The 13,220-nt window shown below is 38.0% G+C and carries 11 protein-coding genes and 1 pseudogene; all 12 read left to right on the plus strand.

The genetic code is table 11. The features are described 5' to 3' along the window. The gene (locus HA49_RS13065) at positions 1-1,413 is read left to right on the plus strand and encodes a mannose-1-phosphate guanylyltransferase/mannose-6-phosphate isomerase (RefSeq protein WP_038018172.1); all 1,413 of its coding nucleotides are present in this window, start codon (positions 1-3) and stop codon (positions 1,411-1,413) included. A gap of 9 nt (positions 1,414-1,422) precedes the next feature. Continuing rightward, the gene (locus tag HA49_RS13070; protein WP_038018174.1) at positions 1,423-2,802 is read left to right on the plus strand and encodes a phosphohexomutase domain-containing protein; all 1,380 of its coding nucleotides are present in this window, start codon (positions 1,423-1,425) and stop codon (positions 2,800-2,802) included. Positions 2,803-2,850: 48 nt separating this feature from the next. Then, positions 2,851-4,005, plus strand: a complete 1,155-nt coding sequence (locus HA49_RS13075; RefSeq protein ID WP_038018177.1) for a glycosyltransferase family 4 protein — start codon at positions 2,851-2,853, stop codon at positions 4,003-4,005. 29 nt (positions 4,006-4,034) lie between these two features. Further along, a pseudogene (wcaJ, locus tag HA49_RS13080) lies at positions 4,035-5,440 on the plus strand (undecaprenyl-phosphate glucose phosphotransferase). Between the two features lie 15 nt (positions 5,441-5,455). Continuing rightward, complete coding sequence (locus HA49_RS13085; protein ID WP_046791828.1) at positions 5,456-6,463, plus strand: glycosyltransferase family protein; 1,008 nt, start codon at positions 5,456-5,458, stop codon at positions 6,461-6,463. 11 nt (positions 6,464-6,474) lie between these two features. After that, positions 6,475-7,911, plus strand: coding sequence for a lipopolysaccharide biosynthesis protein (locus HA49_RS13090; protein ID WP_046791829.1), 1,437 nt, complete (start codon positions 6,475-6,477; stop codon positions 7,909-7,911). A 9-nt stretch (positions 7,912-7,920) separates the two neighbouring features. Continuing rightward, the gene (gene manA / locus HA49_RS13095) at positions 7,921-9,093 is read left to right on the plus strand and encodes a mannose-6-phosphate isomerase (RefSeq protein ID WP_038019363.1); all 1,173 of its coding nucleotides are present in this window, start codon (positions 7,921-7,923) and stop codon (positions 9,091-9,093) included. Positions 9,094-9,556: 463 nt separating this feature from the next. Beyond that, on the plus strand, positions 9,557-10,003 hold the full coding sequence (locus HA49_RS13100; protein WP_038018183.1) for an STM2901 family protein: 447 nt from the start codon (positions 9,557-9,559) through the stop codon (positions 10,001-10,003). A gap of 85 nt (positions 10,004-10,088) precedes the next feature. Then, positions 10,089-10,343, plus strand: a complete 255-nt coding sequence (locus HA49_RS13105) for a DUF1493 family protein (protein ID WP_245610217.1) — start codon at positions 10,089-10,091, stop codon at positions 10,341-10,343. After that, positions 10,328-10,585 carry a type VI secretion system tube protein Hcp gene (locus HA49_RS13110; RefSeq protein ID WP_052752498.1) on the plus strand — a complete coding sequence of 86 codons (258 nt, stop codon included), beginning with the start codon at positions 10,328-10,330 and terminating at the stop codon, positions 10,583-10,585. The genes HA49_RS13105 and HA49_RS13110 overlap by 16 nt, the downstream gene beginning before the upstream one ends. Before the next feature lie 219 nt (positions 10,586-10,804). Beyond that, positions 10,805-11,323: an iron transporter gene (locus HA49_RS13115; RefSeq protein ID WP_038018186.1), complete on the plus strand. Its 519-nt coding sequence runs from the start codon at positions 10,805-10,807 to the stop codon at positions 11,321-11,323. Positions 11,324-11,781: 458 nt separating this feature from the next. Then, entirely contained in the window at positions 11,782-12,957 is a 1,176-nt protein-coding gene (gene manA / locus HA49_RS13120) for a mannose-6-phosphate isomerase (protein WP_038018188.1), read from the plus strand. The last annotated feature ends 263 nt before the right edge of the window (positions 12,958-13,220 follow it).

A 13,220-nucleotide genomic window follows, 5' to 3' on the forward strand; every position in this document is an offset into this window, starting at 1 on the left:
GTGATAACTCCAGTAATTATAGCCGGTGGCACCGGTAGTCGACTCTGGCCGATGTCCAGAGAATTATATCCTAAGCAATTCTTGAATATTTATGGCGAAAACTCGTTGCTTCAGGAAACACTCATTAGATTGAAGGGATTATCAATAAACGAATCAATGGTGATTTGCAATGAAAAGCATCGGTTTTTAGTAGCTGAACAATTACGCCAGATAGGGAATGATAACAATAGTATTATTTTAGAACCGGTTGGTAGAAACACTGCGCCAGCAATTACTTTAGCTGCTATAAATGCTCTAAAATCAGGAAATGACCCTCTTTTATTAGTACTTGCTGCAGATCATGTAATAGAAAACATAGATGAGTTTCATTCTGTTGTTGAAAAATCGATCTCCCTCGCTGAAGCGGGAAAAATGGTCACCTTTGGAATTGTGCCATCATCGCCAGAAACGGGATACGGATATATTAAACGCGGAGAAGAAATCACAGATGGTGGTTACCAAGTTTCTTGTTTCGTTGAAAAGCCAAACAGAGAAAATGCAGAATTATATTTTAAAAGTAACGAATACTATTGGAATAGTGGGATGTTCCTATTCAAAGCGAGTCGTTATATAGAGGAATTAGAAAAATTTAGGCCAGACATCTTATCTTCATGCGAAAAATCTATGGCTGGAGTAATTTGTGATGCTGAGCAGAGTTTTATAAGAATAGATGAAACTTCTTTTTCATCTTGTCCAGATGATTCCATAGACTATGCTGTTATGGAAAAAACTGGAGATGCAGTTGTAATACCGTTGAATGCAGGATGGAACGATGTAGGTTCGTGGTCAGCACTATGGGATATAGCTAACAAGGATGATAGAGGTAATGTATTAATAGGTGATGTATTTATTAAAGATACCAATAATTGTTATATCAACGCTGATGAAAAATTCGTTGCTACAGTAGGAATTAATGATCTGGTTATTGTCAACACAAAAGATGCATTGATGATAATAGATAAAAATAAAGTTCAGGATGTTAAAAAAATTGTTGAGTTTTTAAAGGTTAATAATAGAACTGAACACTCTAGTCACCGTGAATCATTTAGACCATGGGGAAAAAGTGATAAAGTAATTTCTGAAAATCGGTATACCATAAATAAATTAACTGTACGTCCAGGAGGTCGATTTTCCTTACAGCTACATCATCACCGAGCAGAGCACTGGATTATCCTGTCTGGAACAGCGAAAGTTACCATTGATGATGAGATTTCCTTATTAACGGAGAACCAATCGACCTTTATTCCTGTAGGTTCAATTCATATGTTAGAGAATCCTGGAAAAATACCACTAGTGATTCTTGAAGTTCAATCAGGAAGTTATTTAGAGGATGATGATATCATCCGAATTAAAGACTCTTATGGTCGTTGTTAGGAATTAATTATGTCAACTAAATTGTCTTGTTTTAAAGCATATGATATTCGTGGGAAGCTCGATGTTGAGCTCGATTGTGATGTTGCATACCGTATAGGGCGTGCGTACGGTCAATTTTTGAATCCTAAAAAAGTTGTTATCGGTGGAGATGTAAGGTTAACAAGTGAAAACCTTAAACTGTCTTTAGCCAGAGGTTTACAGGATTCAGGGGTGGACGTTATTGATTTAGGCACTACGGGCACGGAGGAGGTATATTTTGCCACATCTCATCTAAATGCTGATGGTGGCATCGAAGTAACAGCTAGTCATAACCCACTAGATTACAATGGTATGAAACTCGTAAAGGAATTCTCTAAACCAATAAGTGGTGACACTGGTCTTAGGGATATACAGCGTTTAGCAGAAGAAAATAGTTTTCCTGACGTTGTTAATTCCCAGAGAGGGACGTACAACCAACTAAGTACATTAGTTCAATATGTAAGTATGATTTTGAACTTTATTGATCTCAAAAATATATCTAGACCGATAAAACTAGTTGTCAATTCAGGCAATGGTGCAGCAGGTCATGTTATTGATGAAATTGAAAAAATATTTATAGAGAAAAAGGTACCTATCAGCTTTATAAAAATTCATCACAATCCTGATGGCAACTTCCCTAATGGAATCCCAAACCCATTATTACCAGACTGCAGGCAAGATACTACCGATGCAGTCATTGCGCATAATGCTGATATGGGAATTGCTTTTGATGGTGATTTTGACCGTTGCTTTCTGTTCGATGAATGCGGATGTTTTATCGAAGGCTACTATATTGTTGGTCTCTTGGCTGAATCTTTTCTTGAAAAAAATGTTAATGAAAAAATTATCCATGACCCTCGATTAAGTTGGAATACTATTGATATAGTAACAACTTGTGGAGGAATTCCAGTCGAATCTAAAACAGGTCATGCTTTCATAAAAGAAAAAATGCGATCTGAAGATGCTGTTTATGGTGGTGAAATGAGTGCTCATCATTATTTCAGAGATTTCTTTTACTGTGATAGTGGTATGATTCCGTGGCTATTAGTTGTCGAGCTTCTATGCGTAAAGAATACGACTTTAAGTAGTTTAGTTAATAAGCGAATTGATAAATATCCAGCATCTGGTGAAATAAATATTAATTTAAAAAATCCATCTGTTGCTATTGATTATATCCATTCTTATTATAAAGGAATCGCTGTTAATATTGATTTCCTTGATGGTCTCAGTATTGAATTCGAAAATTGGAGATTTAATTTAAGAAGTTCAAATACTGAACCTGTAGTTCGTTTGAATGTTGAATCAAAAGGTAATAAATCTCTGATGCAACTTAAAACGCAAGAGTTATTAGATATTCTTAAATCGTTTTAATTTGTTACCAGCATCATATGATGCTGGTGTATCATCGATAGGTGTGAAATGAAAAATAGTTTGGATGTAGGTATTGTTACAGATTGGCTTGTCACTTACGCTGGTGCTGAGAGAGTCATATCTGAGTTTATTAATTGTTTTCCTGATTCTAATGTTTACGCATTAATAGATTTCCTTAATAAAGAAGATCGTAAGAATTTTAGAGACAAGCATGCAGTGACTAGTTTTATTCAAAAATTGCCCTTTGCTAAAAATAAATATCATAATTATTTACCTTTAATGCCACTCGCAATTGAGCAAATTGACGTTTCAAAGCATGACTTGATCTTATCAAGTAGCCATGCTGTGGCGAAGGGTATTATAACTGGACCGGAACAACTTCACATAAGTTATGTTCATTCACCAATAAGGTATGCATGGGATCTTCAACATCAATATTTGAATGAAGCTGGACTTAGCCGCGGTCTAAAATCTGTACTAGCAAGAATTATTTTACATAAGATGAGAATATGGGATTATAGAACAGCTAATGGAGTGGATCACTTTATTGCTAATTCAAAATTTATTGCTAGGAGAATTCATAAGGTTTATGGAAGGGAATCGGATGTCATTTATCCTCCTGTAGATGTAAATAGATTCACTTTGTTTGAAAATAAAGAGGATTTTTACTTTACTGCATCCAGATTAGTTCCATATAAAAGAATTGATCTCATAGTAGAGGCTTTTAGTCACATGCCTAATAAGCGCCTGGTTGTTATTGGTGATGGAACTGAAATGGCGAAGATTAAGTCTAAAGCTACTTCTAATATTGAAATCCTTGGCTACCAATCTAATGATGTAATGGTTGATTGTATGCAAAAAGCAAAAGCTTTTGTTTTTGCTGCTGAAGAAGACTTTGGAATAACCCCTGTCGAAGCTATGGCATGTGGTACCCCAGTAATTGCATTAGGCAAAGGTGGTACTCAAGAAACAGTAAAATCTCTAGGTTCAGATAATCCAACAGGTATACTTTTCCAAAATCAGACCGTATCTGATATAATTGATGCCGTTAATTTATTCGAGGAATCTCAAGATAATATTCTGTCTTCGGATTGTCGAAGTAGAGCTATGGAATTTTCAATTGAACGCTTTAATAGAGAAATTAGTAATTATGTTAATAATAAGTGGTCGCTATTTCAGGCAAACAAAAAAGTAAATTATTGATTTTTTGTTATTACAATTAAAGGAATGGTATGGCTATTCATTATCAGAGATCCCGACCTAAAACCAATGCTTCTATAATTTCTATGCTGCAGCGGTTTTCAGATATATTTGTTATTTTGCTATCGCTTTTAACTGTCTCCTTTTTGAATGAAAAGTTTTTTGGGTACCATTATTTAGTCGTTTTTCTAATTGCTCTTGCGTTCTTTCAAATGATTGGCGGTATTACTGATTTCTACAGGTCATGGCGGGGTATAAAATTTTCCTCTGAAATGATTTTAATTATTCAAAATTGGACTTTAAGTTTATTCCTTTCTAGCGGTGCTTTATTTTTTTTGATAGTATATCAATATCCGGCACTATAATTTTAGAGTGGTATTTTTTAGTATGCTTTGGTGCTTTTATTTCCCGATTGTCTATCAGGTACTTTTCTGGTTTATTTAGGAAGTTAGGTTACAATACTAGAAATGTGGCAGTAGCTGGCAGTCTTGAGAGTGGTTTGTCATTGCTGTCAGGACTAAAAGAGCAGTCATGGCTTGGGTTTAATGTAGTGGGCTACTATCACGAGAATAACTGCCCAAGTACTAAATATCATTCTGATATAACTTATAAAGGTTCTCTACATGATCTGATCTCAGATGCTAAAAATGGATTGCTTGATCGAATTTATATCGCTTTGAAAATGAGTGATGAAGACCAAATCAAATGGCTTTTGAGTGAGCTTGCTGATTCAACATGTTCAGTTTTCATTATACCTGATTTGTTTACTTTCAACATATTGCAGTCGAGAACAGAAGAAATAAATGGTGTCACTGTTGTACCTATGTATGATACCCCGATGAATGGAATAAATATGCTTTTAAAAAGAATTGAAGATATTCTATTTTCATTTTTTATATTGCTTTTAATATTTCCATTGCTTATCTTAATCTCATTGGCCGTTAAATTAAATTCACCCGGTCCAGTTATATTCAGACAAACACGTTATGGAATTGATGGTAAACCCATTAAAGTTTGGAAGTTTCGTACAATGGTTGTGATGGAAAATTCTGATGTTGTAAAGCAAGCTAAAAAAAATGATTTAAGAATAACTTCAGTAGGTAAATTTCTCAGAAGATCTTCTCTTGATGAATTGCCACAATTTTTTAATGTACTTTTCGGAAGCATGTCAATTGTTGGACCCAGACCGCATGCTGTTGCTCATAATGAACAATATAGGAAATTGATCAAAGGTTATATGTTAAGACACAAAGTTAAACCAGGTATCACTGGCTTAGCTCAAATAAGTGGTTGGAGAGGTGAAACTGATACCCTTGATAAAATGGCTAAAAGGGTCGAATGTGATTTAGAGTATATTAGGTCTTGGAGTCTTTGGCTTGATTTTAAAATTATTTTTTTAACTATCTTTAAAGGCTTCTTTAGCAAGCAGGCTTATTAAATATCGGGTTTAATAATGAGAGTTACTATTTCTTACTTTCCAAAAAAAACTCTTCAGAATGCCTATTCTAGTAGAATGCTACAGATTTTGTCTGATGACTTTAATGTAGATGATTCTGATCTGAAATCTATAACAAAGGAATTGGTTAATTTTAATTTCTCTAAAAAAGAAGTTGTAATATTAAACTGGTTCGAGAATTCATTAATAAATAATCAAGGTAAAGTTACATTAAAGAAAGTTATTTTGACATATATAAAATTCATAATATTGAAACTTAAATATAAGAAATTAATTTATGTCAAACACAATGTATTCCCACATTCGACTGATAAAAAATATATAAATAATGCCATAAGACATATGGCTCTAATGACGCGATTTTCTAATGTAGTAATAGTTCACTCTCCTGCTTCTTTGTTGTCAGATGAGAAATATGTACCTCATCCTTTATATTCGCCAGTTAGACGAATGTCAGGTGAAACTAAAGATGAAAGTTTATTTGTGATCTTCGGCAGAATTGCTAGATATAAAAAGATTGAAGATGTTATCTTACATTTCCCTAAAAATAAAAAGTTGTTAGTTATAGGTCCCTGCGATGATGTATCTTATTTGAATCTATTAATTAATCTATCTAATAAGTTACCAAATGTTAGGGTTGTTGAAGGTTTTATGAATGATCACGAGGTTGTTGATATTTTGTCTTCAGCATCAAGAATGCTTATCACCCATTCGGACACAGATATGATAGTTTCAGGTAGTTTTTTTTATGCTATAGCAAATAATATACCAGTATTTGCAATTGAAACTCCTTTTTTAAAGTGGGCCGAAAACCGTTTGGCCTCTTCTGCACTTAATTGTTTTTCAAATCTTGATGATTTAATGGTCGCAATTTCTGGTTCTGTGGATAGTTATACTTATTCGCAAAAAGTTAAGGATGTCATTAAACGTGAGTTTGGTGACGCAGTAGTTAGGAGTAGAATGAGAGATGTTATAAATTGTAGCTTGAAAAAAAATAATCATTAATGGTGAGTTTTATGTCTCTACTTTCAAATGCTAAATGGAATGGCTTTTCCCAACTGTTCAAAGTTTTTGTTCAGGTTGTTAATTTAGTTTACTTGGCTAAAATTATACCTCCAGAGCAATATGGAATCCTAGCAATGGCCGCTGTTATTGTTAATTTAGGTGTTCTGCTACGAGATCTTGGAACTTCTTCCGCAATTATACAAAAAAAGGTTCTTAACGATAGGCTTAAAAATACAGTTTTTTGGCTCAATGTTGTACTTGGTTTTAGTGTCTTAGTTATTATTTTATTATTATCCCCACTTGTTTCAAGTTATTACCATCAGCCAGAAGTAATGCCTGTTCTCATGCTTCTTAGTTTAACCTTTCCACTGTCAAGTTGTGCCGCTGTTCATCTTGCTTTAATGGAACGAGAATCTAAATTCCGAGTAGTATCAAGTATAGAAGTTTCTTCGTCTTTACTTTCCGTTATAGTTGCAATTGTTTTAGCTAACTTAGGTTTTGGAGTATATAGTTTAGTTGCGCAAGCAATAGTTCAGAACCTTTCTTCTGCCATTTTGTTTTGGTTTTTCTCTAAGTGGTATCCGTCATTCAAATTCTTCATTAATAAAGAAGATTTATTTAGTATTTTGGGTTTTAGTACTAATGTTTCTTTGTTTAATATAATAAATTATTTATCACGCAATGCAGATAGTTTTATTATAGGTAAGTTTATGTCTGCTTTTATTTTAGGTAGTTATAATCTTGCTTATAGAATCATGCTCTTTCCTCTTCAAAGTTTAACTTTTGTTGTTTCCAGATCTTTATATCCTTTAATGAGCCACTACCAGGATGATGAAAACAAAGTTCAAGATATGTATTTGAATTCTGTTTTTGTAATAGTTTTGATTACTTCTCCTCTTATGAGTGGTATAGCTTTTTATGCTAAGCCTATAGTATATATAATCTTTGGGTCTAAATGGTATTTGACTGCTAGTGTTTTAGTATGGTTAGCACCAACTGCTATTATCCAATCTGTTTTAAGCACTACAGGTTCTGTTTTCATGGCTAAAAATAGAACTGATATACTTCTTAAACTTGGTATTCTTGGTGCTTTTTTGCAGGTGGGAGCTTTCATTATAGGTTCTCATTATTCGATTGTTGCATTTTCTAAGTTTTATCTAATAGCTAACGTGATTAATTTTTTTCCAGCTATGATATGTTTGCTTTCGTTGCTCAATGTTAGTTTTTTCTCTTTTTTCAAAGTTATGCTACCAGTTTTAATTTCTACTTTGCTTATGGTCTTAATGCTTTTTGTATTAAATTATTATTTTTTACCAGTTTCTGAAATTACTAACTTTGTCAGACTATTTTTTTGCTCATTAGTGGGTGTGGTTAGTTATATTCTTTCTCTGTATTTTTTATCTTCTAGGTTTCGTTTTTTTATTAAATCAAAACTAATTGTAAAGTAAGTGAATATTATGAAAAAACTTAAAAATGTCATTCAATATTATACTTGGGGTTCAAGTTCTTATTTGTACAATCTTCTCGGCATTGAGAATTCAGCTTCTCTACCTGCTGCTGAGCTTTGGATGGGGGCGCATCCGAAAGGTAGTTCTACTATTTTTATTAATGATGTCGAAGTTTCACTTAATAACTTCATATCTGAAAAACGCTCAATAGTTCTCGGTAATAAAATCCAGCAACGCTTCGGTGAATTGCCATTCCTTTTCAAGGTGCTTTGCGCGGATAAAGCTCTCTCGATTCAGGTTCATCCATCAAAATCGGCAGCAGAGGAAGGATTTTCGCGGGAAAATGCCTCCGGAATACCTCTGGATTCACCTGTTCGTAACTACAAAGATCCTAATCATAAGCCTGAGCTGGTTTTTGCCTTAACTCATTTTCGGGCAATGAATGCTTTCCGTGATTTAACCGAAATGGCTCAATTACTTGAACCTGTTAAAGATGCTCATCCTTCAGTAGAATCATTTATTAATTCGCCTGATGCTGAGCAACTGAAAACAGTTTTTGCCGACTTACTCAATCTGCAAGGACAGCAAAAGACTCATGCTCTTTCAGTGCTTAAATCATCACTTAAGGTCGAAAAGGGCATTGCATGGGAAACCATAAGCGACCTACTGTCAGACTATCCTGATGATGTTGGCCTGTTTATGCCATTGTTGCTCAATGTGATTGAATTACAACCTGGCGAAGCTATGTTCCTTCATGCAGAAACACCTCATGCTTACTTTAAAGGTGTTGGGCTCGAAGTGATGGCGAATTCAGATAACGTACTCCGTGCGGGGTTAACCCCGAAACATATTGATGTCCCTGAACTCCTTGCTAATGTAGTTTTCAAACCGGTTCCTTTCGATTCCCTCAAAACATCCCCGGTCACTGAAGGTAATACAGACTATTTCCCGGTTCCTGTCGATGACTTCTCTTTTTCGGTGCATCATGCAACCGAACATCCACAGGCTGTAAACCAGGACGGACCCGCTATTCTTTTCTGTATTGATGGTACGGTGAACTGTTCTGATAATGAACAAACCCTGGTATTGAAACCCGGAGATTCAGTTTTTGTTGGTGCTGAAGAAAAGGATATCACAGTAAGCGGGAATGGTCGTATCGCCCGTGCCTACGCCGAGCTTTAATCAATTCCCCGGGAATTCATTCCCGGGTTTTATCTGTATTAATCGTTGTGAAAGCCGTGTTTTAGGGCGCTAACGATATCGCCCTGTATACAATTACCCCTGCTTAAATTACATTCTGCCTGTCATTTTCTAAACTAATAATCATTGTTCAGCGCATAATATTCAACCAGATCCTCTGAATTATAATATATTTATCTAACCACCTCTCTTGCAGAATTTTCCCTTCCTTGTACTTCTTTTTGTATTTCTCCTGTTTATTTTTCTGAATAATCAAAATTTTGTGATCATGACCAATATATCTTCTCATTGTACTATTTCGTGGAACCGGATTATGCCATCATTTTCTTACATCAATGGTTAGCGTTAGAAATGATTCTGATTATGCAGGGATACATCAGACAGTACCTGCTATTTATCTGATGAGCAGCTAACCGGTCAGGTACCCGCCGAAACAAGGACTCTAATGGATACCGTAGAGCAATTAAATGGAAAGTATTTCTTTAATGGATTGTCTAATATTTCAGCTGCCGAACTGTATTTTTGGATTTTTTTAGATGAAACATCTAAACAATTAGGTGTGGATGACCTTTTTACACTTGCTTTGATAATTTTAGGGCAACCTTTAAAAAATACCCGGGCTAAACCCGCCGGTGCAACCAAAGGTACTTCATACCTGAGTTATTATCTGCGTCAGTGGCTTAAATCAGAAGTTAGAAACTGGCCAACGCTGACCACAGGTAGTATCAAACGTCGAAAATTCACCTATGTTAATAATTTAGGTGCATTTGTTGGCCGGTGGATTCCAGTCGTCGGAATAGTCATTCAGGCTTATAATGTGTCATCAATAACTTATAAAACAACCCTCAGATATAACCTGATTGCTCGTGGTAATGATAAATTATGGCGCTGACGCTGACAGAAAACACTGTTATCGAATGGTATAAAACCCGCTGGAACGGGCGTTTTTTTTCTCAAAGCAACCCTGGCCGGTAAGCCTGGATACCAGCCTTTCAACAGGTGATCATGCCTGGGTTGTTGAGACTGGTGAGGAAATCATGAATGATTTTTTTCAACGGTTTGAGGTTTCACCGGCAAGATTTAACTTGCTGACCTATTGGCCCATCGAGCCTGGATGGATACCCAATATACTTTTACCAGAATCGATGAAAGTTAACTATACCGCCCCCGAGGCACTGACACTCAAAATGCTGGCAGAATCGGTGAATGCCGGCTATTGGCTATACGATTAATTCAGCGACCGAGCGATAAAATTGCTGTAGCTGTCTATTTATTTCTGACCGATGACGGTGGCCCGGTTATCCGTGGCTCATCTGATGTACATCACCGGGAAGGGAGTATGGAATTCACTGCATTGCATTACGGATTAACTCTGCCTGTTGGTCCGATGACTGGCAAGATAACCGGTCCCCGCCAGCACTCTCCATTTCAGTTAACCAAACACCCGGATAGTGCATCACCTTATCTGTTCTAAGCCGCAGCAACGGGCCAGTCGCTTAAATCAGCTGAGTTTCTTTTTTATCATTAAATATTACTAATCCTCTCCCGGTACCTCTGGCGATATCCATTAGTAAAAAAACATTAATATGAGAATGATATTCATTTACATTGTGTGTGATTGGCCTTAGCTTTCCTGCAGGGGCTGGCGCATGGGGTTCCAGCCGGCAACAAATTGTTAGGAGCTAAAAGCAGAATGAAATCTTCAAAGTTACTTATAGGTGTAGCGCTGGGGTCGGTGATGTTTTCCGGGGCGGTGTTTGCCAAAGAATATCCGATTGGCGGGCCGGTTGAACATGACGGGATGCAGATTGCTTCATCTTATCTGCTGAACATTGAAACCAGCCCTTCGCCACAATCCATGGTGATGGGCAAAGATGTTATTCATCTGGAAACGGATGTTCATGCTACCAAAGGGAACAAGTGGGGCTTCTCTGAAGGTGAATGGATCCCGTATCTGTCGGTGGATTATGTGGTTCAGAAACAGGGTGACAGTAACTTCCTGGAGTTTGGCCAGTTGTTGCCAATGTCTGCCGATGACGGCGCACATTATGCCCATAGCGTGAAAATGGCCGGTGCCGGTACCTATAAAGTCACCCTGAAATACAATGCACCGGACGAGGCAGGCTACGCACGGCACATCGATAAGGCCACGGGTATTCCACAGTGGTTTGCACCCTTTACCGAAACCTTTACCTTCCATTACCCTCAGTAATAACCGCCGCGGTCTGTCCCTGTGGGGCAGGCCGGTCAGTGGTTATCTCTTTCCCCGCCTTTCCAGCCAGTTCCTTGGTTTATTCATTTGTTGTGCTGTGCGAAGATTATTGTTCCTGCCATCCTTAATCCGCCGGTTTCCTGTATCCAACTCATTAATCTGTCACAGTTTATTACTTTACTCCTTAATTCATTTGCGAATACTTTTGCCAATGGATGGTCTGTTTAGAAAAATCTGATTATTGCTGGTTTTATTTTACCGGTCACTTTTTTCAGATGATTTACCTGTGGTTTGGGGCGGGTCTCTTTTGCAATAAGTGCCCTGATGGTATTTATTTAATAAATATTTGCGCCAGATCTCATGTTTGTTGGTTGCTGTAGGTTAACTAACGGTTTGCCGTAATTAATGTTTTATATTTTTACCGGAATCCGAACGGGCAGATGCAACAAGGAACAGTGATGGATAAATTAATTAATACCATTCAGCATTATGACTGGGGCAGTAAAACCACATTAACCGAATTGTACGGTATTGAAAATCCTGAAAATCTGCCTATGGCCGAATTATGGATGGGCGCACATCCGGATGCCCCCTCCCGGGTAGTTGTGGCAGGCCAGCCTGTGAGCCTGGCGGAGTTAATTCGTCAACAACCCCAACAGTTACTCGGTGAGAAAGTGGCCCGCCGCTTTTCCGGGCTGCCTTATTTATTCAAAGTGTTATGTGCGGCCGGCCCTCTGTCAGTACAGGTGCATCCGGATAAGCAGGCCGCAGAGCAGGGTTTTCAGCGCGAAAATCAGGCCGGTATTCCGTTAAGCTCACCGCTACGCAACTATAAAGATAACAACCATAAACCTGAACTGGTGTATGCCCTGACACCGTTCAGGGCGATGAATGGTTTTCGCCCGCCGCAACAGATTGCCGGATTACTGGAGCCGCTTGTCGGTGCACATCCGCAAATTGGCGCTTTTGTCGCCAGGCCAGAGATGGCCGGGTTAAAAGCACTTTTTGCCGTATTGCTCTCCTTGCAGGGGGATGAGGCTGCGCTGGCGCTGAAATGGCTGGCAGAGGTCAGTGCCGGCTTACCGGGAGAGACCTGGCAGACCGTACGCAGCCTGCAGCACAGTTATCCGGGGGATATGGGGCAGTTTATGCCATTGCTGCTTAACGTGGTGGTGTTGCAACCGGGCCAGGCGATGTTTCTGTTTGCCAAAACCCCGCATGCTTATTTGCAGGGCAGCGGGCTGGAGATTATGGCGAATTCTAATAATGTGCTGCGCGCAGGGCTGACCGCTAAGCATATTGATATCCCCGAGCTGCTGGACAATGTTGAATTTGTCAGCCACCCGGCGGAACAGTTACTGACTCAGCCAGTTGTTTCGCAGCATGAAATTAGTTTTCCGGTGCCGGTGGATGACTTTAGCTTTGCTGTACATCAGTTGCAGCCCACGGCACAGGCGCTGTCATGGCCGGGTCCACGGATCATTTTGTGTCTGGAAGGTACGGCCCGTTGTGAGTGTTCCGGCCAGCAACTGACCCTGCGGCCCGGGGAGTCGGCGTTCATCCCGGCGAATGAAGGGCCTTTAACGGTCAGTGGCCAGGGCAGGCTGGCCGGTTCTTTCTGTGATATTAACTGAATTGTTTTTGCTGGCGGCAGAGAAAACTCTGCCCGCTATTTTTTGTGATCTTTATCAAGTTTGTTTTTATTTTTTTAATCATCTTAAAGATTTCTCCCGGTAAATCATTACGATAATTGAATTTAATATTTTTATTTTCATCAGGCTGACACTGGAAAAATCTGAGTTACACCGGTTTAACCGCGTTGTTATCAATATGTCACCCTGGTGAAATATATTAGTTTTAATAATGTCAGCTATCAGATAAGGTCGATTTAATCCCT

The organism is Tatumella morbirosei, assembly GCF_000757425.2.
In the GTDB taxonomy this organism is placed as follows: domain Bacteria; phylum Pseudomonadota; class Gammaproteobacteria; order Enterobacterales; family Enterobacteriaceae; genus Tatumella; species Tatumella morbirosei.